Genomic DNA, 25,067 nt, shown 5'->3' with positions numbered 1-25,067 from the left:
TACTTAAGCCTTTTTTCTCTATTTCTTCTATGACAGCTCTCTTAAAGCAATCACTGTACCGAACTATCTCTGCTCGCCCTTTTGTCATATTTTTTTCCTATTTTAGTGTAAACCTATTTTAGGATATGACAGAATGGGAGGAATGGGAGGAATGGGAGGAATGGGGGGGCGAGCCGCACAGGCGATTGTGGGACAAGTGGAACAGGTGGGACAGGTGGGACGAGTGGGACTGGTGAGACGAGTGGGACAGGTGAGACGAGTGGGAGTGCGAGCCGCACAGGCGATTGTGGGACAAGTGGGATAGATGGGGCAGGTGAGACAGGTGGGACGAGCGGGAGGGCTGGGAAGATTGGGAGGAAAAAATGGGTGTTTTTGTAAGTTCCAGTACTTTTTTTTGGTACTCTCATTAAAATTACTTACTTTTGTAAAATCTTATATCTGAAACAGAACCAATAAACTATATTGAAAATGAAATATAAACGTATTTTGCTCAAACTCAGCGGAGAAGCCCTTATGGGAAGTCGCCAATACGGCATAGACCCTGCACGCCTAAAAGAGTATGCCACTGAAATAAAAGAGGTGGTAGCTATGGGAGTTGAAGTGGCTATCGTTATCGGCGGTGGCAATATTTTTCGCGGCGTAGCTGGCGCTAGCAATGGTATGGATAGAGTACAAGGCGACTATATGGGTATGCTCGCTACTGTTATCAACTCGCTCGCCCTACAAAGTGCCTTAGAAGATGAAGGTATCTATACTCGTCTGCAAACGGCTATTAAAATGGAAGCGATGGCCGAACCTTTTATCAAACGTCGCGCTGTACGTCACTTAGAAAAAGGACGCGTGGTTATCTTTGGGGCAGGAACTGGTAACCCTTATTTTACAACCGATTCGGCTGCTGTGCTTCGCGCTATTGAAATCAATGCAGATGTAATCCTGAAAGGTACTCGTGTAGATGGCATCTATACTGCTGACCCTGAGAAAGACCCTAAGGCAGTGAAGTTTGACCATATCTCTTTCAACGATTGTATCGATAAGAACCTGAAAGTGATGGATATGACAGCTTTCACCCTTAGCCAAGAGAACAAATTGCCTATCATCGTATTTGATATGAACAAAAAAGGCAACCTTGCTAAAGTAGTAGCAGGCGAAAATGTAGGAACTGTGGTTAATGTTTGATGGAAGCATTGTTCAATTGGTGTTGTGAAGTAATGCACATATTGGCGCACTTTATAGGACTTACCTATAAAGAAGTGAATGCTATTGTCTTTATTTTTCTAATGCCTATGATAGATATAGCACTTTTGCTATTATTTGTAATTAAATATGTACAATATAGAGAGAAAAAGCGCTTTATTAAACAATTAGAATCACGTAACTAATGGAACAAAATCTATTACATAAATGTTTTGACCTTGCTGTAGAAGCCTTGAATTTATTAGCAGACACCTTTGGTACTACTTATGAAGCAGTGAATATCTATTTATATGTGTTTATTCAACCATTATTGACAATTTTATTGATTGTGGCTATTTTTTTCTTTCATAAGAAGAATAATAACCTACAAATGAAAATAGAAAAGTTACTATCAAACAAAACTAATTCCTAATAACTAACATTTAATAAATAAAAACAATATACAATGAACGAAGAAATTAATATTATTTTAGACAGTACTTCAGAAGCGATGCAAGAGGCATTGCAACACTTAGACAAGGCTTTGGGCAACATTCGTGCTGGTAAAGCAAGTCCGCAAATGTTAGGCAGCGTAATGGTAGATTACTACGGTGCTCAAACGCCTCTGAGCCAAGTAGCTAACGTAGCTGCTCCGGACTCGCGCACCATCACTATACAGCCTTGGGAAAAGAAAATGATTCAACCTATAGAGAAAGCTATTCAGATAGCAAACTTAGGCTTCAACCCTATGAATAATGGTGAAATGGTGATTATTAGCGTTCCCCCATTGACTGAAGAGCGCCGTAAAGAGCTGGTAAAGCAAGCTAAAGGCGAAGGTGAAGATGCTAAAATAAGTGTGCGCAACGCCCGCCAAGAAGCTAATAAAGAGATTAAAAAGGTAGAAACTTCTGACGACATCAAGAAAGATGCTGAAGAACGCGTACAAAAACTTACCGATAAATACATCAAAAAAGTAGAAGAAGTATTAGCAGCCAAAGAAGCTGAGATATTAAAAGTATGACAAATACCGAACAAGTAAAAGACTTAATGAATCGCCTGGGTGCGTTAAGGAGGTATCTTTGACGTAGATGCCAAGCGTATAGAAATAAGCAACGAAGAAGAAAAAACCTTTGCTCCCGACTTTTGGGATAACGCTAAAGAAGCTGAAAAGATAATGCGCGAACTACGCGTAAAGAAAAAATGGGTGGAAGATTATGAAGAAGCTGAAAGTCTGACCTCTGACGTAGAGGTAATGTTGGATTTTTTGAAAGATGGCGAAGCCTCTGCCGAAGAGGTAGACCAACAATACACCCAAGCTCTACACGCTATTGAGGCGTTAGAGTTCCGCAATATGCTCTCTGACGAAGGTGATGCGATGAGTGCTGTACTACAAATTACAGCAGGAGCGGGTGGTACTGAAAGTTGTGATTGGGCATCGATGTTGCTGCGTATGTACACTATGTGGTGCAACAACCAGAAATACAAGGTGAAAACGCTCAATTTTCAAGAAGGCGATGTTGCCGGAGTAAAAACAGTAACCATAGAGATTGAAGGTGAATATGCTTTTGGTTACCTAAAAGGAGAAAATGGTGTGCACCGCTTAGTGCGTATCTCTCCTTTTGACAGTAATGCTAAGCGACATACCTCTTTTGCTTCGGTGTATGTATATCCGTTAGCCGATGATACCATTGAAATAGAAATCAATCCTGCTGATATTACTTTTGAGACAATGCGCTCGAGTGGTGCAGGTGGTCAGAACGTAAACAAGGTAGAAACTGCCGTACGACTACGCCACCACCCTACAGGTATTATCATTGAGAACTCAGAAACACGTAGTCAGTTAGACAACAAAAACAAAGCTTTGCAATTGCTTAAATCGCAGTTATACGAAATAGAGCTGAAAAAACGTCAAGCTAAGCGTGATGAGATAGAAGCAGGAAAGATGAAAATAGAATGGGGTTCGCAGATACGCAACTATGTAATGCACCCGTACAAACTAGTAAAAGACGTGCGCACAGGTTACGAATCGACTGATGTTGATAGTGTAATGAACGGTGAATTAGATGACTTTCTAAAAGCTTATCTTATGCTGATGGGGCAAAGTAATACTAATGAGTAATAAAAAAAGATGCGAGAAGCTATAATGCCTCTCGCATCTTTTTTATTTATTCACTATTATAGACTAAAAGCCTAATATTAACTTCGCTATAAAGAAGTAAATTAGAATACCCAATACATCATTGCTGGTAGTGATAAAAGGGCCTGTTGCTACCGCAGGATCTATACCGCGTTTGTGTAATAATATAGGTATGAAAGTACCTATTACTGCTGCATTTACTATCACTGTTACAAGGGCAATCGCTACGGTGATACTCACCAAGTACTCCGCTTTAAAAGCAAAATGGCTTACTAATATCACGATACCCGCTATAGTTCCTCCGTTGATAAGCCCTAAGAGAAACTCTTTTAATAATCGCTTGATAATCTCGCCATCAATTGAGTTGTTTGCTAAGCCTTGTACTACTATCGCTGAAGATTGTACCCCTACATTCCCTGCGGTAGCCTGAATAAGGGGAATGAATATCAGCAATATAGGGTATATATTCATTGTATCTTGAAATCCATTGATAATACTCGCCGCTCCAAGTCCGCCAAACATACCGATAAGTAACCACGGTAAGCGCGCTTTAGTAAGTTTCCAAACACTGTCGTCTGCTTCTACATCGTGGGTGATACCGGCTGCTAATTGGTAGTCTTTTTCAGCCTCTTCTTTTATCACGTCTACCACGTCATCAATGGTAATGCGCCCTACAAGGCGTTTCATCTCATCTACTACCGGTATTGCCTCGAGGTCGTACTTACTCATTATATGAGCAACCTCTTCAGCAGTATCAGTAACATATACATAATCTACTTTGGGGATATAGATATCTTTCACCTCAGAGCGGGTAGAAGTAGTAAGCAGGTCTTTGAGTGAAAGTCGCCCTTTTAGCACATCATTATCATCTACTACATATATTGAATGTACCCGTGTAACATTGGCTGCCTGCTCTCGCATCTCCTTCACACACTTGAGCACATTCCAATTCTCATTTACCTTGACTAACTCTTTCGCCATTAACCCCCCTGCTGTGTGCTCGTCATAGCGTAGCAAATCGACGATGTCTTTAGCGTGCTCTACATCTTCTATATACGAGATAACCTCTGTTTTTCGCTCTTCGGGTAGCTCAGAAATGATATCCACCGCGTCATCGGTATCGAGCTCTAATATCTCATCAGCAATCTCTTTAGCCGAAAGATGCTCTAATATCTTATCGCGATAATCATCGTCTAACTCTGTCAGTACATCTGAAGTTTTCTGAGCATCAATAAGACGAATGATATATACTCCTTCCTCAATATCTAATTCGTGAATAACTTCAGCTATATCGGCATAGTGCAAGTCGCTTAAGAGCGTTGTTAGCTCTTTATTTTTCTTTTCTTCAATGAGCTGTTGTATTTGCTCAATGAGTGCGTCTGTTATCTTAAAAGTTGCCATAGTTCGTTTACCATCAGTAGTTATTGTTCTTTCCGACTGATTTCTTTAGTGATAAACACAAAGTCCTGCCAAGGCAATTGCTCTGGGCGTTTGTCGAAAATACTATTTTTCTTTAGGGTTTCATTAGTTAGTAGAGGTTTTAAACTATTTCTGAGGGTTTTACGCCGCTGATTAAAAGCCGTTTTCACAATAGTGAAGAAGAGAGCCTCATCACAATCTAAATGATAATCAGGCTTGCGCACTAAGCGTAGCACTCCGCTCTTTACTTTAGGTGGGGGATTAAACACCCCTTCGGAAACAGTAAATAGATAAGTTGCTTCATAGAAAGCTTGTACTAAAACTGATAGTATGCCATAGGTCTTGCTCCCTTCGCGTTCACAAATACGTTCAGCAACTTCTTTCTGAAACATACCGCTAAATTCTGGCACATAATCTATAAGTTCAAGCAACTTAAATACTATTTGAGTAGATATATTATAAGGAAAGTTGCCTATAATAGCAAAAGGTTCTCGCAAATAGCCTGCTATATCGTACTTTAAAAAGTCATCTGCTATTATTTTCCCTCTCAACTCAGGATAATGAGCTTCTAAATAAGCCACCGACTCCTTATCTATCTCTACTACATATACTTCTGTATCTTTTTTGAGTAAGAATTGCGTAAGAACGCCCATACCTGCCCCTATTTCTACTACTTTATTGTAGTTTGTTAATGATAGGGTATCAGCTATTTTCTGTGCTATATTCAAATCCTTTAGGAAGTGCTGCCCTAAATATTTTTTTGCTTTTACTAATTCCATAAACTAACTTCTTACTTTTCTGAGTAATAAAATGGCGAGTGTTAGAAAAATAAGATTAGGTATCAATACTGCCATTAGAGGTGAAAGCCCTCCCGAAGTCTGTGCTAAAGTACCAAATACTCGGTCGAAGAATACAAAAGTAAAGCCTACGACTACTCCTACCATTAGGTTAATACCCATACCTCCTCGTTTTTTTACTGACGATACTGCTACCCCTATCAGTGTAAGGATAAAAGCAGTACTTATTGCACCCCAACGCCTATATTTTACCAACAAATACATATTAAGGTTAGGAGAACCTTTCATTCGCTCCCGCTCTATAAACTTATCTAACTCAAATAGGTTCTTGTTCTCTGCTGTATACTCCATCGGCATTAGGTCATCTATTTTAAACTTGAATATAGTATCAAGTTGCTCTTTACGCTCTATTATATCATCGGATGTGCCTATCTTGCGTTTTGAGTAGTTGGTCAATCGGTAAGTTTGAGTACTATCAATCCACTGTATGGTCTCTGCGTTTATCTTTTCAGTCATTCTAATACCATCAAAATGCTCTACTGAAAAGTTATACCCACGCTTGTCTTCGTAGTTAAATGAACTAACATACAGATAATCATTATCTGTAAACTGATTGTATAGGTCGCTTACACTCTCTACCTTTGATGAGCGTATATACTTATTCCAAAAATCATTATAGACGGTACTAGCAGCTGGTACTATAAACATCCCCATAAAAAACACTATTATCGAAATAATTGTAGCTCCTATTATATAAGGACGTAAAAAGCGCATATATGATACTCCCGAACTCTGTATGGCTATAATTTCGGTATTATTTGCCAATTTAGAGGTAAACCAGATGATAGAGAGAAAAAGCAAGATAGGAAATAATATATTGGCAAAATAGCCAATAAAACTAACATAATACAGCAGTATTTCGTTCATTGGCGCTTTTTTCTGTATCATTTTATCTACTTTTTCTGATAAATCTACTATTATCCCTATCGGAATAAAAAGCACTATCATCATAAAGAAGGTAAGCAAATATCGCTTGAGTATGTACCAGTCAAGTATTTTCATATTTTTGTTAGATTTTAAAGACGATTCGACATATCATTCACCATTTTTGTCTTCCATTGGCTGAAGGTACCTGCTATTATTTGTCGGCGTGCCTCTCTCACTAACCACAAATAAAACCCTAAGTTGTGTATAGAGGCTATTTGTTTGCCTAAAAACTCATTAGCAGCAAACAGATGTCGTAAGTAGGCTTTAGTGTAGTATGTATCTACATAAGTATGCCCATCAGGGTCAAGAGGCGAAAAGTCGTCTTCCCACTTTTTATTTTTGATATTGATAATCCCTTTTGAAGTGAAGAGCATACCATTACGGGCATTGCGTGTAGGCATCACACAGTCCATCATATCTACCCCCAAGGCGATATTTTCTAATATATTAATAGGAGTACCTACCCCCATAAGGTAGCGAGGTTTATCTTTAGGTAGTATATCGCATACTAGCTCAGTCATCTCGTACATTTGCTCTACGGGTTCACCTACAGATAGTCCGCCTATAGCATTACCGTCAGCTCCTTTGCTAGCTATATATTCTGCCGATTGCATACGAAGGTCTTTATACACAGACCCTTGTACAATAGGGAACAAGCTTTGCTCATAGCCATATTTAGGCGGCACTTTCTCTAAGTGTGCTATACAGCGGTCGAGCCAGCGATGGGTAAGGTGCATTGAGCGTTTAGCATAGCCGTATTCGCAAGGGTAGGGAGTACATTCATCAAAAGCCATCATTATATCAGCCCCTATACTACGCTCTATTTCCATCACATTTTCAGGCGAAAAGAAGTGATACGAACCATCTATATGGCTCTTAAACTTCACCCCTTCTTCTTTTATCTTGCGGTTAGCTGCCAACGAATATACCTGATAACCTCCACTATCGGTAAGGATATTCCTATCCCAGTTAATAAACTTATGCAAGCCTCCTGCTTTCTCAAGTATAGGCATTTGCGGACGCAAATAAAGGTGATACGTATTACCTAAGATAATATCAGCATTGATATCTTCTTTCAGTTCACGTTGGTGTACCCCTTTCACACTTCCTACGGTGCCTACAGGCATAAAGATAGGCGTCTCAATCACTCCGTGCGCTGTGGTAATTTTACCAGCACGAGCTTTCGTAAGTTCATCTGTTTTTAGTATGTCAAAATTCATAGAAGTCTATTATGAGGGCGCAAAGGTACGAAACAATTATCAATTTACAATTAACAAGTTGCATTTTGCCTTACAGAAGTTGGGTAAGGGCATATATGAGCAGACCTACCAAGCCTCCTACTAAAGTACCATTGATTCTGATAAACTGCAAGTCTTTACCGACTTCCAATTCTAATTTTTCGCTTAGCTCCTTGCCTTCCCAGTTTTCTACTGTACTGCTTATAAGTCTGCCCACTTCTTCTTTGTTTTTCAGCACAAACTGATAGGCAGTCTTTTGTACCCAAGCATCTATCTGATGCTTTAGCTGAGCATTAGAGCGCAATTCGTCTGTGAGGGCTGTTACAGAGGTTTGTAATATTCTAGCTATTTGGGGCTGCCATTCGGGGGTGTTGAGTCGGTCAGCAAACTCATATAGTTGTGCTGTAAGGTTGGTACGCATAGGGTGAGTAGTATCTGCTGCTATTTTTTGTAGTAGATTATAGAGTCCTTCACTCACTTTTCGGCTTATCCCCTCTCTGATAAAAGGAGGTATCAAAGCAGGAAACTGCCCGTCCATTTCTCTCTGTATAACCTCCTGATTTTCGTTTATATAAGCAGCTATCTTTTCAAATGATTTAGAAAGCAATCCTTGATGCTTACCTTCATCTAAAAGTTTGATGAGCAGCTCGCTTGCCTTAGCTGTAAGCGGACTTTCTTTTACTAAAGAAGTTATTTTATGAGAGGTTGTTTCTTTTGAAAGCCATTCTATAATAAAAGTTGATATTTTTATATCTGTTATATACGGACGTATTTGCTTAGGTTTCAAAAAGTTCTCTACCACAAAATCACCCAGATTTTCTCCTATATCATTCTTTCTTGCTTCTATCAAGTTGGTATGCGGTATATTCAGCCCCATTGGTTTATGAAAAAGCGCTGTTACAGCAAACCAGTCGGCAAGAGCCCCTACCATAGCAGCTTCAGCAAAAGCTTTTATATAGCCTATCCATACAAATTCAGGTGACTTTTTCTGCCAATATACCATTGCTATATAGACAATTAGCATCAGCAAGAAAAGCCCTGTAGCAATATTTTTATGTTGTTGTAATTTCTGTTGCTTATTCATCTGATAAAAAAATATAGGGTTTTAGGAAAAAAGTACCTAAAACCCTAATAAGTTCTTACTTGTTGTACACTGATTCTTTTTTGAAGTGTTTAGCCAACAAATAGTAAACCACAGCTCTGTGTTTGTTTCTATTCGATTTTCCGTACTTCTCGATTACTGCTTCTATAGCCTTATCTAATTCAGGACCATCTGTTAAACCTAATTTCTTAATCAAGAAATTTTGTTTCACTCGGTCTAACTCTGTTTGGTCTGAACCTGATACTTTTGAAGCATCATCGTTGTAGATTGAAGGACCTAAACCTACAGTTACTTTTGTTAGGAACTCTACATCAGGGTTCGCTTCACCACATTTTTCTTTCAAATCTTGGGTGTACACCGCAATTAGTTCATCACGTTTGCTCATAATTTCTTATGTTTTTATAATTATTTTGTAAAGGTACTCATTTTTTCAGATACTCAAAATATTTTAACAAAACTTTATCATTATTTTTTCTTGGTGTATGTATTTCCAATAGCTTTGGAGCGTGGTCATCAGTAAAAATAGCTCGCAATCCCTTCTGCAAATCGCTGTAATTATTCGCTTGATAATAGGCTATACCATACATCTTGCACAAGTGTTCTGCCGTGAGTTTATGCGGCGTTTCAAAAAAATACTCAAAGTTAGGGTCTGAAGTATCACCTGGCAATATTCTAAAGATACCTCCCCCCTCATTATTCAGTAATATAATGCGAAAATTCTTAGGTATATACTTGTTCCACAGGGCATTACTGTCATAGAAAAAGCTTAAATCACCTGTAACAAACACTGTTGGTGCTCCTGAGGCTACTGCTGCTCCTATGGCAGTAGAGGTACTACCATCTATCCCACTCGTACCCCTATTGCAATACACTTTCCAAGTAGGGTCTGACTTCATTAGCTGTGCGTAACGGATAGCAGAACTATTGCTTATCTGCACCATATAGTGCTTGGGAATAGTATTAAATAGTTCAGCATATACTTTGAAATCCGAAAAAGGAGTATCATTCTGATACTCTAAGTGTTTTTGCTGTATCTCATTCTTTACTTCCAACCATTTTTTCTGATAATCTGAAGGCACACTTAACAAATAATGCCCTATTTTCTTCAGAAATGTATTAATATCACTCTTAAAGTGGGCTGTCAAGCAGAAATAAGAGTCGTACCCTTTGTACAAATCAATATTATAGTGATAAGAGGGCTGAAAAGTTCGCAAAAACTGTTTTATTTTCTTTGAGACTACCAAGCCTCCAAAGGTCAGCAGCAAGTCAGGTCGCAAAGCTTCTTTCAGTGCAGGGTCTTTCTCAGTATAAGTCAGTAGTTTATCTATGCAGGGTATAAAGTGAGGGTCGTGCAGGTTAGAGGTAGTCTCGGTCAGTACTAATACTGAAGGGTCTTGCGAAAGCCTTTGCACATAGTCAGCCTCCACGCTATTAGGAGGTAAAACCCCTATTAATATCATCTTCTTAGCTGCTGTATTCCAACGTTTTACAAAGGTGATTGCAGCAGCATCATCTAAAGCAATGTCTGTAGGGGGCAGGGGCTGATTCTCAAAAGTATATCGTTCTTCTGTAGTGAGATATAGAGGCTCTTCAAAAGGCACATTGATGTGTACAGGGGCTTGCTGTGCTATGGCGGTATTGAAAGCGGTATTTAGTTCATAAAAATTACTCTTATCACTATGGGGAGCATCCGATAGGTTAGCATTATAAGCACTATGATTAGCCAATACGTTTGCCTGACGAATGGTCTGTCCATCACCTATATCTACCTTATTAGAAGGGCGGTCTGCCGAAATCACTACCAGCGGAATATCGCTATAGAAAGCCTCTGCAAAAGCTGGATAGTAGTTCAGCAGTGCCGACCCCGAAGTGCAAACTACAGCTACTGGTTGCCGCAGTTGTTGTGCCATACCCAAGGCAAAGAAAGCCGCACATCGCTCATCTACTATACTGTAACAAGAAAAATAGGGGTCGTTGCCAAAGCCTATCGTCAGAGGGGCATTACGCGAACCAGGCGATATAACAATATGTTTAATTTGCTTGGCTTTGCAAGCCTCTATCACTTGTTGTGCCAATTTTATCTGCGGTCTCTTCATTCTATTCTGTTAGCTTGTTTTTCTGTTGGTAATACTCATAAAGAGCTACTTGCGAGCGCTGTGCAGGTAGCGTATGAGGGCGGTAATGATTGTCTTGAGCTTGGTCTATTACTCTGGCTTTCACATTGTCAGCCCAACTGATTTCAAAGGTATCTATCAGCTCTTGCTTTATAGTTTCGTCATAAATAGGGCAACCTACTTCTACTCTGAAAGAGATATTGCGCGTCATCCAATCAGCCGACGAGATGTACACTTTAGGATTGCCATTATTGCCAAATATAAACAAGCGAGGGTGCTCTAAGAATTTATCTACTATACTGATTACCTCTATATTCTCACTCATTCCCTCTATGCCTGGTACTAAGCAACAGATGCCGCGTACAATCATTTGTATCTTCACCCCCGCTCTACTGGCTTCATACAGCTTATCTATCATCTTATAGCTGGTTATATTATTCATTTTCAGCTTTATATAGGCTTCCTTACCAGCTTTAGCATTCTTTATCTCTTCGTCTATAAGCTGCTTAAGTATCTTTTTAGTATAATGAGGCGATACTATTAAGTGTTTGTATTTCTGTATATTGTAATTAGTTTCAAAGAAGTTAAACACTTTATTTACTTCCTTTAGTATATCCTGATTAGCAGTAAAAAGGGTGTAATCGGTATAGACTTTAGCAGTACTTTCGTTAAAGTTTCCGGTACTGATAAACCCATATCGTTTGATGCCTTTACCCTCTTCGCGTTCTATCACACATATCTTGCTATGCACTTTTAGTCCGCGTACTCCAAAGATGAGCTTCACCCCCTCTGCTTTCAGCTGTTCTGCGTATCTTATGTTCGATTCTTCATCAAATCGGGCTTGCAGTTCTATCTGTACTGTTACTTTCTTGCCATTTTTCACGGCATTGATAAGCGAATTGACCACTTGCGAGTTTTTAGCTAAGCGATAAATCGTTATCTTCACTGACTTTACTTTAGGGTCGAGAGCTGCCTCCCTCAAAAACCATATTATATTCGAAAAAGTATGATAAGGGGTAAACTGTAGATAATCCTTCTCTGCTATTTTCTTCAGCAAGCTTTCTTCCGAAGTGAGTCCCTTCACCGGTAACGGGTGTATAGGTGCGTAGGTTAGGTCAGTACGCCCTAAGCTGGGGAAGCTCATATAATCGCGGCGGTTATGATAGCGCCCCCCTGGTATCACACTGTCGGTATTAACAATACCCATCTTCTCAATGAGGAAATGTAGCGTATCCTTATCTATCGTCTTGTCGTATACAAAGCGTACTGGGGCTCCTTTTCGCCTATCTTCTACACTGCTTGAGATTTTCTCGACAAAACTCTTGCTCAAATCATCATCTATGTCTAACTCGGCATCACGAGTGATTTTTATCATATTAGCCGAAAGCGATTCGTAGTTGAAAATGCTGAATATCAGATGTAAGCAAAAACGTATCACATCATCTAACATTATAATATAATGCTTATCACCTACCTGAGGGAGCTCTATAAAGCGATTGAGCGTAGTGGGCAACTCTATCAAGGCATACTGTATTTTTTCTTTATAAGCCTTTGAAGAAAAGAACTTTTGTACCCCTGAGGCTTTTTCATCTTCTTTCAGCGTCATTTTCACTGCCAAATACGCCACATCGTCCTTCAGCTGCGGAAACTTCTCTAAATCGTTGAGGATAATAGTAAAAAGCGCCGGACGTACCTTATCATAAAAATACGTATTTACAAAGGCTTCGTGCTCTGGTAGCAGAGTTTTTTCATTCACGATGAATATCTGCTCTTTCTCTAATTCCTCAGTAATAGTGTTGATAATGCTTAGGCTTTCGTCTTGCAGCTGTATCACTTCCTTAGTGATTTCTTCTAATAGCTCTTTAGCATGTACGCCAAGCTCTTTGTCTGAAGACTCGTTCATAGCTACACGCTTCACCGTAGCATAGCGTACTTTGAAAAATTCGTCTAAGTTATTAGAGAAAATACCAGCAAACCTGAGCCGCTCTAAGAGGGGCACTTTTTCATCGGCTGCCTCTTGTAGCACTCTGGCATTAAATTTTAGCCAACTAAGCTCTCTATTTACATACGTATTTTTTGTTTTCATTTTAGTTCATTTTTAGCCACTTCCACACTTCTTTATAAGTAGGCTTTTTGCCGTACATAAGTATACCAATGCGGTATATTTTCGAAGCTATTTTTATTACCAAAAAGAAAGTGATATAAAGTAGTAGTAAAGAAATTAATACTTCCCACCACGCTACCCCGAAGGGGATACGCATCAGCATTACTACAGGCGAGGTAAGTGGTATGTACGAAAATACTACTGAAATCGTACCGTGCGGTTCTTCTATCACCGAAAACATTCCTACATAAAAGGCTAACATCAGCGGAATGAGTATCGGCATCAAAAACTGCTGTGTATCAGTCTCGTTATCTACCATCGCTCCTACCATAGCATACAGCGAACTGTACAACAGATATCCTCCTACAAAAAATAATAGGAATACACCTGAAGTTTCCAAAAATGGAAAATGGTAGAGAGCTGCTATAATATTACTTATTTCAGAGTGAGACTCTGTAGCTGCCATCGCTTGGGTAGCTGTAGGAGTATCTACCTGAAAGAGTGAAGGTGCTAAGGCAAATAGTACCCCACCTATTACCAACCATATAGCAAATTGTGTGATTCCTGCCAATGAAGTGCCTATAATCTTACCTAACATCAGTTGAAAAGGTTTTACTGATGATATGATAATTTCTACAATGCGGTTCGTCTTTTCCTCTATCACACTACGCATTATCATATTGCCATAAATGATGATAAACATAAATATCAGATAGCCCGCTACACCACCTATTGCAATTTTCATCACATTGTCAAACTCTGAGGTCTTTTCGCCTGTAAAGTTTTCCATTTGTAGGGTTATTTTCGTGCGAGCACTGTCTATTTCTGCCTTATCAATCCCTTTTTGGGTAAGGTTATACTGAAAAAGAGTCTTTTCAAGTGCGTCAGTAAGCTCATTTACTAATGATAGCGAAGGCGATTCTTCACTATAGAAAGCCTTTTGAGCATTCTCTTCCTTAGGTATATACAGCAATCCGTATTTACTTGTTGCTAATACCTCTGCACGAGCCTCTTGTAGGGTTTTATCTTTCAAATACTCATAGTGTATCGTCTCAGTATCAGAAAAAGTATTGCTAAAAAGTCCGCTCTCGTCCAGAATAAGAATATCTTTAGCATTGCTCTTGCTATTTACATTGGTCAGAAAACCAATTATTAAGGCAAAAGCTACTACTATAAGCGGACTCACAAAGGTCATTATTATAAACGACTTATTACGTATCTTATTCAGGTATTCTCTCTCTATTATAATTTTCAAATGTTTCATAATCTACCAATTTACTAATTTGCTAATTTACCACACGCACGCATAAATATCTCGTTAGCTGTAGGGATAGCCTCTACAAAATGCGTTACCTCTCCTTGCGTGCTAAGGTATTGCAATAAGTCGTTAGCGCTCTGTCCCTCTTTTTTCTGTATATTTAGTTTCAGTTCGTCATACAAGGTTCTAAAGGAAGCTTCTTGTACGGTATATTTATCTTGCAACTCACTCAGTACAACTGCTTTCTGCTCGTCAGCTACTTTCAGTCCCACCTCATAAGTATTGTTTTTAAATGCTCTTTTTATATCATTTAAATTACCGTCTAATATCTTATGCGATTGATTGATAAGCGCTATATGGTCGCAAAGTTCCTCTACCGACTCCATTCGGTGGGTAGAAAAGATAATGGTAGCTCCTTGTTCGCGCAAGTAGAGTATTTCATCTTTGATGATATTAGCACTAATAGGGTCGAAACCACTAAAAGGCTCATCAAAAATAAGCAATTTAGGTTTGTGTAGCACCGTTACTAAAAACTGTATTTTCTGAGCCATACCTTTAGAAAGCTCTTGCACTTTCTTGTGCCACCAATCGCCTATTTGCAGACGGTCAAACCAAAATTTGAGCTGTTTTTTAGCCTCCTCTTTGCTCAGCCCTTTCAGCTGAGCCAAGTACAACGCCTGCTCGCCTACTTTCATCGATTTGTATAAACCGCGTTCTTCAGGCAGATAGCCTATTTGAGCAGTATGTTTAGGTTGCAGCAATTCGCCGTCAAACCACACCTCTCCAGCATCGGGCAGTACAATTTGATTAATAATGCGTATAAGCGAAGTTTTTCCTGCCCCATTAGGACCTAACAAGCCAAAGATACTCCCTTTAGGTACCTCCATCGACACTCCATCTAATGCCGTGTGCTCACCGTATTTTTTACAGATATTTTCTATTCTAAGCATCTTAAAACAATGGTTAATGTTTAATTATCAAAGGTTTTATTTTTCAACCGCAAATATACAACTTTTCTTTTATTTATTCATTACTTGTACAAGTTTTTTTATTGCCTACTTCATCATTATTGTATAGCTCTTACTAATTTACAAATCGGCAAATCAAGCAATAAAAAAAGTCGTTACTTCCCAGCAACGACTTTTCCTCATTAAAACAAAAAATTATGAAAAAAACTAAATTACTTCTCTTTTTCCATCTTGTCTTTCAACTCTTGAAGCGCTTCAAGGTCTCCAAGTGTTGATTTTTCGACAGGAGCTGATACTGTATTATTAGCCGCTTCTTTAGCTATTTTCTCTTCTTCTTCTTTGAAGATAGCTGTGTGCGAAGCTACTACACGTTTAAATTCTTTGTTAAATTCAATGATTTTGAATTCAGCAGTTTCGCCTTTTCCTAACTTTTTGCCATCTTCTTTTTCTAAGTGGCGAGTAGGTACGAATGCCAATATATCATCATTGAAAGGTACAGTAGCCCCTTTGTCTACTAATTTAGAAACAGTACCTGTGTGGATAGTACCTACTGCAAATTCTGCTTCGTACTTATCCCAAGGGTTAGGGGTTGTTTGTTTGTGTCCTAAAGATAGTTTGTGTCCTTCAGCATCAAGCTCAAGTACCATAACTTCTATCTTATCACCAGTGTTTACAAACTCTGATGGGTGTTTAATTTTCTTAGTCCAAGAAAGGTCGGTGATGTGGATAAGACCATCGATACCTTCTTCTAGTTCTACGAATACACCAAAGTTAGTAAAGTTGCGTACAGTACCTGTGTGTTTAGAACCTACTGGGTATTTTTCAGTGATGTTAATCCAAGGGTCTGGAGTAAGTTGTTTGATACCCAATGACATTTTGCGTTCGTTGCGGTCTAAGGTTAGTACCACTGCTTCCACTTCATCTCCTAATTTTACGAAATCTTGAGCTGAACGCAAGTGAGTACTCCAAGACATTTCTGATACGTGTATAAGTCCTTCTACACCATCAGCTATTTCTACGAAAGCACCGTAGTCAGCTATAACTACTACTTTACCTTTTACTTTATCACCTACTTTTAGGTCTTCAGCAAGCGCATCCCAAGGGTGTTTGCTTAGCTGTTTTAGACCCAATTGAATGCGTGACTTGTTATCATCAAAGTCAAGGATAACTACATTCAATTTTTGGTCTACTGATACCACTTCGCTTGGGTGGTTGATACGTGCCCAAGAAAGGTCAGTAATGTGTATCAATCCGTCTACGCCGCCAAGGTCAACGAATACACCGTATGAGGTAATATTTTTAACCACCCCTTCGAGTACTTGTCCTTTTTCGAGCTGACTGATAATTTCTTTCTTCTGTTCTTCGATATCTGCTTCAATAAGAGCTTTGTGTGAAACCACCACGTTTTTAAATTCGTGATTTACTTTCACTATCTTGAACTCCATTGTTTTATTTACGAATTGTTCGTAGTCGCGAATAGGTTTCACATCTATTTGCGAACCTGGTAAGAAGGCTTCGATACCAAATACATCTACTATCATACCGCCTTTAGTACGACTTTTCACAAATCCGTTTACGATTTCGCCATTTTCGTGAGCTAAGTTAATTCTATCCCAAGCTTTCAGAGTACGTGCTTTGCGGTGTGAAAGTACTAACTGTCCGTTTTTGTCTTCACGGATGTCGATAAGTACTTCTACTTTGTCACCTACTTTTAGGTTAGGGTTGTAGCGGAATTCATTAAGAGAGATAACACCTTCTGATTTAGCGTTGATGTCGATAATAGCCTCTCTGTCAGTAATTCTGGTTACTACACCTTCTACTACTTCGTTGTCTTGAGTGTCAACGAAATTGTTTTTAACCAATTCTTCAAAATTTTTCAATTGGTCTTCTTGTACGCTGTCAATACCTTCTTGGTATTTGTTCCAATCAAAGTTTTCTAAAAACTCCGCTTGTGTTTGTGTGTTTTCAGCCATTTGCTGATAAGTGAAATTTGTATTTCCGTTAGAAAAAAGGGCGCCCATTAAAAAAGTGTATTTCTATCGGAAAGTAGTGAAACAATAAGTTATAAACGCCCTACACCTTTAAAAAATTGGTGCAATGTTACGATTTTTTTTCTACATAGCCAAAACTTTTTACTACTTTTTTTGTAAAAAAAATTACACAAAAAATATAAAACGCTGATTATCAATAATTAAAATTAGCAAATCGTCAAATCGACAAATTGGCAAATCATCATTCTGTCATTGCCTGATAAGTCTTGCCGTAGCACCACCTTTTCAAACCCCTTCGCTTTCAGCAAGGCTTTCATCTCGTCTCCTAAATACTGATTGATTTCAAAAAAAAGACTTCCTTGAGGTGAAAGTGCCTGACGAGCAAGCGTTGCTATTCGGTTGTAAAACAACAGCGGGTCAGTATCACTAACAAATAGCGCCAAGTGAGGCTCATATTCTAACACATTGGCTTGCATTTCGGCTTTCTCTAAAGAACGCACATAAGGCGGATTAGAGATAATAATATCGTATGTATCTGGCAAACTGGTGGTTTGTAGTATATCTTGCTCTAGAAAGTTAATGGTTACCCCATTTAGTTCGGCATTGCGGCGAGCTACTTGCAATGCTTTTGTCGAAACATCTACAGCAGTCACTTCGGCATTGGGCAAGGATTTAGCTAACGAAATAGCTATACAACCCGACCCTGTACCTATATCTATTATTTTTAGGGGTTTAGAAGTAGGAGTAACTTTTGTTAGCACCCAATCTACTAACTCTTCGGTTTCCGGACGAGGTATGAGCACATTTTCATCTACCAAAAAGCGATAAGAGAAAAACACTGTTTCACCTAATATATATTGTATAGGTTTATGGTTTTGTAGTTCTCTTATCGCTTCTTTTATAGGGGTAACAACCTTTTCGGCAAGGGGCTCTTTAGCGCACGCCAATGCGGTTGCTTTACTACACTGAGCATAATGTTCCAGCAGCATAAAGTAAAAAGTCTGAACCTCTGTTAAGGGGTAAAGGTTTTGCAGCTGCTGGTAAATATAGTGTTTCAGAGCTTCAAAAGTCATTAATTTACGCGTATTTGCTGTCCTACTTTTAGGTTACTGCTAGCCAAATCATCAAAATTATTAAGCTTCATCAGCTGTTGTACAGGCACTTGCTGTTCGCGAGCTATCTTATATAGAGTATCTCCGGTTTGCACTTGGTAATACACCTCTGCAATAGCTTCTTTTTTCACTTGCGATGATACCTGTGTTTTGGCAGGAGCTGCTGGTTTAGGCGTTTCTACCTTTTCAGCTACTTTTTTAGAGGTGTCGGCAATCACGGGTGCTGACTTAGTAACGGGTTTAGTAACTGACTTTTGTTCTACTGTCTTAGCTACTTCTTTCTTAGTTACTACTACCGGCTTTGCTGGTGCTATAGGCTCATTTTGTACCACTTGTGGCACTTCGCGTTTAGGTAGCGGGGTTGATACTATATCAGTACCCATCGAAAAGTTTACCGGCTCTCCTTTCATCGCTACTACTTGCTCGTCATACTGGTGTAGGCTAAACTTTTTTATCAGAGCGATAAGTTTTTTAGCATAAGCAGGATCTGTAGCATAGCCCGCACTCTTAAGTCCGTATGCCCAACCCTCATAGTCAGTAGGAGCAAGCTCAAATAGCGAACTGTATCTCCCCCTTTTCATCAGGAATTGAGAGTGGTCTTCAAACGATTCGTAAGCATATTTATAACGTCTAAAACACTCACTTTTTTCATCGTCATCGTGAGTGATAGTCTTGCCATTCCAAGTAGCGTGGCATTTAATACCGAAGTGGTTATTGCCATAACGCGCTAATCGCCCTTGCCCTGAACCGCTTTCTAATATCCCCTGTGCCAAGGTGATACTTGCGGGTATGTTATAGCGCTGCATTTCTACCATCGCTATATCTTTGTAGTCTTCTATATATTTCTGAGTGACGGCAGTAGTTACCTGCATAGCAGGCGGTACTTCGTGAAAATCATCTTCAGTAAAATCTTTCCGATTCATATTAGCTTCCATCAGAGCCTTTGTTCTTTGGTTAAGCTCTGTATGGCTAGGTTTCTTCGTTTCTATAATAGTACGCTGTCCGCGATAATTAACTGTATGCGGGTTCTTAGCGCTTTTGTAATACTTATCGGAGCACGATGAGAGAATAAAGAGATATAGTAGCAGCCAACTAAATCTTTTCTTCATAATTCAATGTAATTTTTTGTTTTTTTATTTGTTCTTTATTAAAGCCTTCAATACCTTGTAAGCCTCCCGTGTGAATAGCTAATATTTTTGTATTGGGAGCAAAATATCCTTTCTTTGAGAGGGCAAAGATAGCAAAAATCATCTTACCTACATATATGGGGTCTAATGGTATTTGGGTAGTTTTGTTAAAATCATTTAAAAAATTAATCAGTTCATCATTCACTTTAGCATAGCCTCCAAAATTATAATCGTGTACTAAATGCCAATTAGTTCGGGTGGTGTATTGCTTGATTACTTCTGTTAAAAACTCGCCTTTTAGAGCAGGAAAGCCTATTACTTGCTGATGCGGAGCACTAGCATTGATAAGCCCTGAGATAGTACCCCCTGTACCTACTGCTGTGCAGATTACATCAAAGGCTTTGTCTTCTTCGGTGAGTATTTCTTCGCAGCCTTTTACTGCCAAAGCGTTTGTACCTCCTTCTGGAGCTATATAAATATCTGAACCATAGCGATTTCTAAGACTTTCTAAAAACTCAGGGGTGTGTTTTTCTCTATACATCTGGCGTGTAACGAACAAAAATTGCATCCCGCAATTTTTAGCAAACTTTAACGTTGGATTAACACTAATTTCAGATTCCAATTCATCCCCTCTTATCACTCCGATAGTGCGTAACCCCATTATTTGTCCTGCCGCAGCGGTAGCTGCTATATGGTTAGAGTAGGCACCACCAAAAGTAAGCAGGGTATTTTTACCCTGCTTTATTGCCTCTGCTATATTGTATTTTAGCTTCCTAAGTTTATTACCTGACACAAATGGGTGATTCTTGTCCTCTCGCTTTATCGTAAGCGTAATACCCTCAGGCAGTGGTATATCTACCACCTGATTTTCTATTTTCAAATTCTCAAACATAGTATTAATTTGTCGATTTGCCAATTTGCCGATTTGTCGATTTGCTAATTCACTAATTTGCTAATTCACTAATTCACTAATTGGCAAATTGACAAATTAGCAAATTAATCACTCGTATCGCAATGCTTCTACAGGGTCTAACTTCGAAGCTTTTACTGCAGGATAAAGCCCAGAGAGCACCGAAACTACGGCTGCTATTAGTATAGCGACCAAAATGACGCCCCAAGGTATTGTAAATTCAAACTTTACCGCTTTCGAAATCAGAAAACCTAAACTTATACCCAAAACAATGCCCGTCAAGGCTCCTAACTGTGCTATAATGAGCGTTTCGGTAAAGAATTGCAGAGTTATAGAACGCCTTTTAGCCCCTAAAGCCTTGCGAATACCTATCTCTTTAGTGCGTTCAGTAACCGATACCAACATAATATTGAGCAAAGCAATAGATGAACCTAGTATCGTAATCATTCCAATAATAAAACCCGCAGCTGTCAGCACTCCTGTAATACTACCGATACGCTGCAATAGGTCATCACTGCGCTCTACCCCAAAGTTATTTTCTTGTATAGGCGTAAGTCCTCTGATATTGCGCATCAGCAGCACCGCATCATCTACAGCAGCATCTAATTTATCTTTAGTATCCACCCCTATATTTATGGTGAAGTTAGGCATCGTCGTTGAAAAGGCAGAACGAGCTATTCCCAAAGGTATTAACACCTGAAAATCTTCATAATTACCAAAAGACGAACTTTGCGACTTTAGTATACCTATAACTTTGAACTTATACCCCCTTACCGAAATAGTTTTGCCAATCGGATTGACATCTTTCAGCAATGTTTTCTTAAAATCAGAGCCTATCACACACAAATTCAGGTTGTTTTGTATATCAAAGTCCGAAAAACCTCTCCCCTCCTCTATGGTAAGTCCCGAATTATTAATATAGTGCTCATCAACCCCTACCACACGTGCCAAAGGGTCTGTCTTTTTATTTTCGTATTTCACCTCTGCTGACGAAGCCGCATTGGTAGAGATACTTACCTTAGCAAAAGGATTGGCAAGCTGTTGCTTGAAGGTTTCTGCCTCTTTATAGGTGATTTCTGGGTTAATCTTTTTCTTAGTACCACTTCCCTCAACCCTTTCGGCATAATCATAACGCGAAATAGAAAAGGTATTCGCCCCCATACTCGAAAAATTACCTTCGAGGGTATTGCGCAAAGCCGTGATAACGCTCAGTATCCCCACCAAGGCAGTAATACCAATAGCGATAATAAGCACAGTAAGCACCGTACGCAGTAGCTGGCTTTTAATAGAATCAAAAGCTATTTTGATATTTTCACGAATAAGAATCCACACGTTTGTTTGGTTTTTAAATGATGATGCAAAGGTAGGAATAATTTGTGAATTAGCAAATTTGTTAATTAGTAAATTTTGAAGAAAAATCTACTACAAACACCTTCCCTTTACTTTAGATATAATTACAATATACGAACACCGAAGGATAAGCGTAGAAGCAGCGAAAAAATAACTATCTAATAAGCCGTCAAAAAGCAGAAAAATATACTAATTGTATCATTTAATTGGTAAATCGGTAAATTTGCTAATTCACAAATTTGCTAATTTATAAATTATTCGTATCTTTGCGCCCGAATTAATAACGAGGTCGTGTACCTCACTAATTAAATTTTTTATGCCAGTAAAAATCAGATTACAACGTCACGGTAAAAAAGGCAAACCATTCTATTGGATTGTAGCCGCTAATTCTCGCGCTAAACGCGATGGTAAATTCCTTGAAAAATTAGGAACTTACAACCCTATCAGCAACCCTGCACAAATTGAAGTAAACGTAGATGCTGCTGTGAAATGGTTGCAAAATGGGGCTCAACCTAGTGACACCGCACGCCGTATCCTATCTTACAAAGGGGTATTGCTAAAACACCACCTATTAGGAGGGGTAGCTAAAGGAGCTCTTACCGCAGAACAAGCTGAAGCTAAATTCAACGCTTGGGTAGAAGCTAAAAACAACAAAGTTTCTTCTAAAGAAGAAAAATTAGCTAAAGAAAAAGCAGCTGCTAAGGCTAAGGCTTTAGACGCTGAAAAAGAAGCTAATGAAAAACGCAAAAACGAAGCTGCTGCTAAAGCCGCTGAAGCTGCCGCTGCTGCAACTGCCGCACAAGCTGAAGGCGAAGCTGCTGCTGAACAACCCCAAGAAACTGAAGCATAAAAATGACACTGAAAGATTGTTTTTATATAGGAACAATTGTGTCGAAGTTTAGCTTTAAGGGCGAAGTCCTTATCAAACTTGATTCGGATGACCCCGAAATGTATGAAGAAATGGAATCAGTGTTTATTGCCCTTGGCAATAATCTGGTTCCTTTTTTTATTGAAAGAAGCTCTTTGCACAAATCAGACCTATTGCGCGTGAAATTTGAGGAGGTAGATACTGAAGCTGATGCCGATGCACTGCTGAAACACAAAATATACTTACCTCTCTCTGCCCTCCCCCCGCTGACGGGCAACCAATTCTATTACCACGAAGTTATAGGGTTTACTGTAGAAGATACTCAATATGGTTATGTAGGAAAAATTACGGCTGTAAACGATAATACTTTTCAAGCCTTATTTGAGATTGAAGATGAGGCGGGACATCAAATCCTTATCCCTATCAACTTTTTGGAGAAGATAGACCGCCAAAACCAAAAACTTATAGTCTCTACCCCTGAAGGACTTATAGCATTATACCAAGAATAAAGACGAAATAGAAAAGACGAAATACGATAGTTCGCATTTCGTCTTTTTTATTTCGTATCTCGCCTTTAACTTCTATTTTTCTATCTGCTTGGCTATTTCTTCAAAGATGTTATACTTTGTCTTTTCGTGCAGCTCGCGGAACTTTTGGGCATATTCTTTAGGGAAGGGTTTCCAAAAGTCATCATCTTCTACTATTGTGCGGTAATAATATAATAGGTCGTTCTTAGGCATTTTTGCCAACGACTCATATAGCACTTCAAACTTATTAGGCATCTTGCGCTTTATTATCAGGCGATAAAGACGCTCTATAGTATAAGCCGAACTTTTAGCAAGTGCCTTAGTGATAAGATAGTTTACACGCTCGCTATCTTCTTCTATACGGTCTAACACCATAAGGGCATCGGTGTTAAAATTGTTATCTACTCGTGAACCTGCTAAGTAATTGCAAAGCAAATCTGCCCAACGCGGGTCTAACTCTTCTTTAGTAAGCGGTTTTTTATCGTAATATCCACCATAGTAACCATAATAACCATAAGTAGTGCCTGCTAAGGCTTCTATCATATATTGGGCATTAATCGCTTTATTAAACTGTGGTGCAAATACTTCGTATAGTTTCTCTCTATTGAAACGCTCTTTGCTCTCTAAAGCACGATAGAGATAGTTTATAGCTAATGGCGATGTCCAAGTATTATTGAAAACATCAGTAGCATATTGCTCGTAGAAAGACAATACTTTATCTTTATCAAAAGTGTAGAGTATTTCATTCAAGCAAGGGGCTATGTTATAATGGCTTGCCGAACGCTTTTTAGCCATTGCATCAAATCGCTTATCGCTTAAAATATCACCCAATAGCACATACGTTTCAGGGTAATCTTTGTTTTTGAGAATCTCCCACTCTGTAGGCAATCGTTCAAAGGCTGCCGTTAGGGCTTTTTCATCTGCTTCGTCCATTGAAAACAGCGCTTCAAAACGCTCGCGTACTTTCTGAAGGAATGGCTGATAGTGCGAGGCTAACGGAACTGAGGCTATTGCTTCTGCCAACAGTTCCCCATTTCCTTTCTGCTTGTTGTTGCTGTACAACTCATATAGCTTATCGACACTGCGCTGCGTACCGATTTTAGCCAATGCTTTATAGGCTGCCCCACGCACTGTTTTGTTTTTATCGCCTGTGAGAGTGATGATAAAATCTTCGGTCTTCTCATCTTTTTTATCTGAAAGTATCGCTATAGCCTCGGCTTGTAGGTTAGGCAAACTTTCTGCAAATATCTTATCGATAAGTCCGTCTACCTCAGCATAACCGAGCTTATAGAGCAAGCGCAAACGGCGTACGTTTTCTACCTTGTCTTCTAACTTAAAGTCGGCTACTAAGAAAGGTAACATCGCCTTGCCACTAGCAGGAATTACTACCTCCATTATATAGTCAGCTAATTCTGAATACTTATCTGATAGGGCAAAACTCAAGTAGCCAAAGGTGCGAGAGTCTTTAAAAATACCGCGCACATAAGCGTCTTTTACAGTCTCTAAACGCCCTGAGTTGCTTTGGGTAAGAGCTTGTAGTACAGGCTTTAGCTGCAAGTATGAGTACTGAGTATTGACATCGGCAAGAGCCACATTGGGCACTTGGTCGGCTACAGCAGCTCCCTCTTCAGTAGTAGTGCCTTGCGTATAAAGCACAGAATAAAGCAAAGTAGAAAGCGATAACAACTTTTCAGCCGACTGTTGGGCATCAAGCTGCAATAATTCTTCTACATCTTGAGCTAATTTATTGAAAACAGGGGCTTTCTCGCCTAATTTCTTAAGTATAGGTATATGTTTCTGCAAGCGAGGGTCGTTCTTAGCAAACTTACTACCTGCTATAAATAACCTATTTAGTTCTTGTTGTAATTCGTATAAAGGTTTCATT

General features: G+C 39.1%; 24 protein-coding genes. 8 read left to right on the top strand and 16 right to left on the bottom strand.

All coding sequences use genetic code 11. The features are described 5' to 3' along the window. Positions 1–133 precede the first annotated feature (133 nt). From C8P65_RS12005 to prfB, 6 genes are all read left to right on the top strand, one after another. The gene (locus C8P65_RS12005) at positions 134–304 is read left to right on the top strand and encodes a hypothetical protein (RefSeq protein WP_211305893.1); all 171 of its coding nucleotides are present in this window, start codon (positions 134–136) and stop codon (positions 302–304) included. Positions 305–468: 164 nt separating this feature from the next. Continuing rightward, positions 469–1,176 (top strand): UMP kinase, encoded by a 708-nt coding sequence (pyrH, locus tag C8P65_RS08105; protein ID WP_107782370.1) that lies wholly within the window; start codon positions 469–471, stop codon positions 1,174–1,176. Beyond that, the gene (locus C8P65_RS08100) at positions 1,176–1,379 is read left to right on the top strand and encodes a hypothetical protein (RefSeq protein WP_107782369.1); all 204 of its coding nucleotides are present in this window, start codon (positions 1,176–1,178) and stop codon (positions 1,377–1,379) included. The genes pyrH and C8P65_RS08100 overlap by 1 nt, the downstream gene beginning before the upstream one ends. Beyond that, a complete protein-coding gene (locus tag C8P65_RS08095; RefSeq protein ID WP_107782368.1) occupies positions 1,379–1,606 on the top strand; it encodes a hypothetical protein in 228 nt (75 codons plus the stop codon). The genes C8P65_RS08100 and C8P65_RS08095 overlap by 1 nt, the downstream gene beginning before the upstream one ends. 33 nt (positions 1,607–1,639) lie before the next feature. After that, positions 1,640–2,194 (top strand): ribosome recycling factor, encoded by a 555-nt coding sequence (frr, locus tag C8P65_RS08090; RefSeq protein ID WP_009388897.1) that lies wholly within the window; start codon positions 1,640–1,642, stop codon positions 2,192–2,194. After that, a protein-coding gene (gene prfB / locus C8P65_RS08085; RefSeq protein ID WP_146162928.1) for a peptide chain release factor 2 occupies positions 2,191–3,292 on the top strand; the annotation gives its coding sequence in 2 pieces (ribosomal slippage) (positions 2,191–2,253 and positions 2,255–3,292; 1,101 coding nt in all). The genes frr and prfB overlap by 4 nt, the downstream gene beginning before the upstream one ends. 63 nt (positions 3,293–3,355) lie before the next feature. On the opposite strand, the gene mgtE is transcribed toward prfB, so the two are convergent. From mgtE to C8P65_RS08010, 15 genes are all read right to left on the bottom strand, one after another. Next, the gene (gene mgtE, locus C8P65_RS08080) at positions 3,356–4,711 is read right to left on the bottom strand and encodes a magnesium transporter (RefSeq protein ID WP_009388895.1); all 1,356 of its coding nucleotides are present in this window, start codon (positions 4,709–4,711) and stop codon (positions 3,356–3,358) included. Positions 4,712–4,731: 20 nt separating this feature from the next. Beyond that, a complete protein-coding gene (rsmA, locus tag C8P65_RS08075; RefSeq protein ID WP_107782366.1) occupies positions 4,732–5,508 on the bottom strand; it encodes a 16S rRNA (adenine(1518)-N(6)/adenine(1519)-N(6))-dimethyltransferase RsmA in 777 nt (258 codons plus the stop codon). A 3-nt stretch (positions 5,509–5,511) separates the two neighbouring features. Then, complete coding sequence (locus tag C8P65_RS08070; RefSeq protein WP_107782365.1) at positions 5,512–6,588, bottom strand: LptF/LptG family permease; 1,077 nt, start codon at positions 6,586–6,588, stop codon at positions 5,512–5,514. Between the two features lie 14 nt (positions 6,589–6,602). After that, positions 6,603–7,733, bottom strand: a complete 1,131-nt coding sequence (gene tgt, locus C8P65_RS08065; protein ID WP_107782364.1) for a tRNA guanosine(34) transglycosylase Tgt — start codon at positions 7,731–7,733, stop codon at positions 6,603–6,605. A gap of 70 nt (positions 7,734–7,803) precedes the next feature. Then, positions 7,804–8,835 carry a DUF445 domain-containing protein gene (locus tag C8P65_RS08060; protein ID WP_107782363.1) on the bottom strand — a complete coding sequence of 344 codons (1,032 nt, stop codon included), beginning with the start codon at positions 8,833–8,835 and terminating at the stop codon, positions 7,804–7,806. Between the two features lie 55 nt (positions 8,836–8,890). Then, complete coding sequence (locus C8P65_RS08055) at positions 8,891–9,238, bottom strand: DUF2853 family protein (protein WP_095914626.1); 348 nt, start codon at positions 9,236–9,238, stop codon at positions 8,891–8,893. Positions 9,239–9,275: 37 nt separating this feature from the next. Beyond that, on the bottom strand, positions 9,276–10,949 hold the full coding sequence (gene menD / locus C8P65_RS08050; protein ID WP_107782362.1) for a 2-succinyl-5-enolpyruvyl-6-hydroxy-3-cyclohexene-1-carboxylic-acid synthase: 1,674 nt from the start codon (positions 10,947–10,949) through the stop codon (positions 9,276–9,278). A gap of 1 nt (position 10,950) precedes the next feature. Then, positions 10,951–13,053 (bottom strand): polyphosphate kinase 1, encoded by a 2,103-nt coding sequence (ppk1, locus tag C8P65_RS08045; protein ID WP_095914624.1) that lies wholly within the window; start codon positions 13,051–13,053, stop codon positions 10,951–10,953. 1 nt (position 13,054) lies between these two features. Further along, positions 13,055–14,335, bottom strand: a complete 1,281-nt coding sequence (locus C8P65_RS08040) for an ABC transporter permease (RefSeq protein WP_107782361.1) — start codon at positions 14,333–14,335, stop codon at positions 13,055–13,057. A 14-nt stretch (positions 14,336–14,349) separates the two neighbouring features. Next, entirely contained in the window at positions 14,350–15,279 is a 930-nt protein-coding gene (locus C8P65_RS08035; RefSeq protein ID WP_107782360.1) for an ABC transporter ATP-binding protein, read from the bottom strand. A 230-nt stretch (positions 15,280–15,509) separates the two neighbouring features. Next, complete coding sequence (rpsA, locus tag C8P65_RS08030; protein WP_009389449.1) at positions 15,510–17,270, bottom strand: 30S ribosomal protein S1; 1,761 nt, start codon at positions 17,268–17,270, stop codon at positions 15,510–15,512. Between the two features lie 224 nt (positions 17,271–17,494). Then, on the bottom strand, positions 17,495–18,361 hold the full coding sequence (gene prmC, locus C8P65_RS08025; RefSeq protein WP_107782359.1) for a peptide chain release factor N(5)-glutamine methyltransferase: 867 nt from the start codon (positions 18,359–18,361) through the stop codon (positions 17,495–17,497). Continuing rightward, on the bottom strand, positions 18,361–19,509 hold the full coding sequence (locus tag C8P65_RS08020) for a glucosaminidase domain-containing protein (RefSeq protein ID WP_107782358.1): 1,149 nt from the start codon (positions 19,507–19,509) through the stop codon (positions 18,361–18,363). The genes prmC and C8P65_RS08020 overlap by 1 nt, the downstream gene beginning before the upstream one ends. After that, positions 19,493–20,419, bottom strand: a complete 927-nt coding sequence (locus C8P65_RS08015; protein ID WP_107782357.1) for a 1-aminocyclopropane-1-carboxylate deaminase/D-cysteine desulfhydrase — start codon at positions 20,417–20,419, stop codon at positions 19,493–19,495. Before C8P65_RS08015 ends, C8P65_RS08020 begins: the two co-directional genes overlap by 17 nt. A gap of 108 nt (positions 20,420–20,527) precedes the next feature. Next, positions 20,528–21,769, bottom strand: coding sequence for an ABC transporter permease (locus C8P65_RS08010; protein ID WP_107782356.1), 1,242 nt, complete (start codon positions 21,767–21,769; stop codon positions 20,528–20,530). A 334-nt stretch (positions 21,770–22,103) separates the two neighbouring features. Here C8P65_RS08010 and C8P65_RS08005 point away from each other — a divergent pair, with 334 nt between their 5' ends. Then, positions 22,104–22,637 (top strand): 30S ribosomal protein S16, encoded by a 534-nt coding sequence (locus C8P65_RS08005; protein ID WP_009389440.1) that lies wholly within the window; start codon positions 22,104–22,106, stop codon positions 22,635–22,637. Positions 22,638–22,639: 2 nt separating this feature from the next. Beyond that, positions 22,640–23,164, top strand: a complete 525-nt coding sequence (gene rimM / locus C8P65_RS08000; protein ID WP_009389438.1) for a ribosome maturation factor RimM — start codon at positions 22,640–22,642, stop codon at positions 23,162–23,164. A gap of 72 nt (positions 23,165–23,236) precedes the next feature. On the opposite strand, the gene C8P65_RS07995 is transcribed toward rimM, so the two are convergent. Then, entirely contained in the window at positions 23,237–25,066 is a 1,830-nt protein-coding gene (locus C8P65_RS07995) for a HEAT repeat domain-containing protein (protein ID WP_107782355.1), read from the bottom strand. Position 25,067 lies beyond the last annotated feature (1 nt).

It is taken from the genome of Capnocytophaga leadbetteri, assembly GCF_003054025.1.
Classification (GTDB): domain Bacteria; phylum Bacteroidota; class Bacteroidia; order Flavobacteriales; family Flavobacteriaceae; genus Capnocytophaga; species Capnocytophaga leadbetteri.
Note: the sequence above shows the minus strand (reverse complement) of the source record. Positions and strands in the feature narration are given on the sequence as shown.

Coding starts and splice junctions, on each gene's coding strand:
- C8P65_RS12005 (WP_211305893.1), top strand. CDS start 134: ATGGGAGGAATGGGAGGAATGGGAGGAATGGGGGGGCGAGCCGCACAG.
- pyrH (WP_107782370.1), top strand. CDS start 469: ATGAAATATAAACGTATTTTGCTCAAACTCAGCGGAGAAGCCCTTATG.
- C8P65_RS08100 (WP_107782369.1), top strand. CDS start 1,176: ATGGAAGCATTGTTCAATTGGTGTTGTGAAGTAATGCACATATTGGCG.
- C8P65_RS08095 (WP_107782368.1), top strand. CDS start 1,379: ATGGAACAAAATCTATTACATAAATGTTTTGACCTTGCTGTAGAAGCC.
- frr (WP_009388897.1), top strand. CDS start 1,640: ATGAACGAAGAAATTAATATTATTTTAGACAGTACTTCAGAAGCGATG.
- mgtE (WP_009388895.1), bottom strand. CDS start 4,711: ATGGCAACTTTTAAGATAACAGACGCACTCATTGAGCAAATACAACAG.
- rsmA (WP_107782366.1), bottom strand. CDS start 5,508: ATGGAATTAGTAAAAGCAAAAAAATATTTAGGGCAGCACTTCCTAAAG.
- C8P65_RS08070 (WP_107782365.1), bottom strand. CDS start 6,588: ATGAAAATACTTGACTGGTACATACTCAAGCGATATTTGCTTACCTTC.
- tgt (WP_107782364.1), bottom strand. CDS start 7,733: ATGAATTTTGACATACTAAAAACAGATGAACTTACGAAAGCTCGTGCT.
- C8P65_RS08060 (WP_107782363.1), bottom strand. CDS start 8,835: ATGAATAAGCAACAGAAATTACAACAACATAAAAATATTGCTACAGGG.
- C8P65_RS08055 (WP_095914626.1), bottom strand. CDS start 9,238: ATGAGCAAACGTGATGAACTAATTGCGGTGTACACCCAAGATTTGAAA.
- menD (WP_107782362.1), bottom strand. CDS start 10,949: ATGAAGAGACCGCAGATAAAATTGGCACAACAAGTGATAGAGGCTTGC.
- ppk1 (WP_095914624.1), bottom strand. CDS start 13,053: ATGAAAACAAAAAATACGTATGTAAATAGAGAGCTTAGTTGGCTAAAA.
- C8P65_RS08040 (WP_107782361.1), bottom strand. CDS start 14,335: ATGAAACATTTGAAAATTATAATAGAGAGAGAATACCTGAATAAGATA.
- C8P65_RS08035 (WP_107782360.1), bottom strand. CDS start 15,279: ATGCTTAGAATAGAAAATATCTGTAAAAAATACGGTGAGCACACGGCA.
- rpsA (WP_009389449.1), bottom strand. CDS start 17,270: ATGGCTGAAAACACACAAACACAAGCGGAGTTTTTAGAAAACTTTGAT.
- prmC (WP_107782359.1), bottom strand. CDS start 18,361: ATGACTTTTGAAGCTCTGAAACACTATATTTACCAGCAGCTGCAAAAC.
- C8P65_RS08020 (WP_107782358.1), bottom strand. CDS start 19,509: ATGAAGAAAAGATTTAGTTGGCTGCTACTATATCTCTTTATTCTCTCA.
- C8P65_RS08015 (WP_107782357.1), bottom strand. CDS start 20,419: ATGTTTGAGAATTTGAAAATAGAAAATCAGGTGGTAGATATACCACTG.
- C8P65_RS08005 (WP_009389440.1), top strand. CDS start 22,104: ATGCCAGTAAAAATCAGATTACAACGTCACGGTAAAAAAGGCAAACCA.
- rimM (WP_009389438.1), top strand. CDS start 22,640: ATGACACTGAAAGATTGTTTTTATATAGGAACAATTGTGTCGAAGTTT.
- C8P65_RS07995 (WP_107782355.1), bottom strand. CDS start 25,066: ATGAAACCTTTATACGAATTACAACAAGAACTAAATAGGTTATTTATA.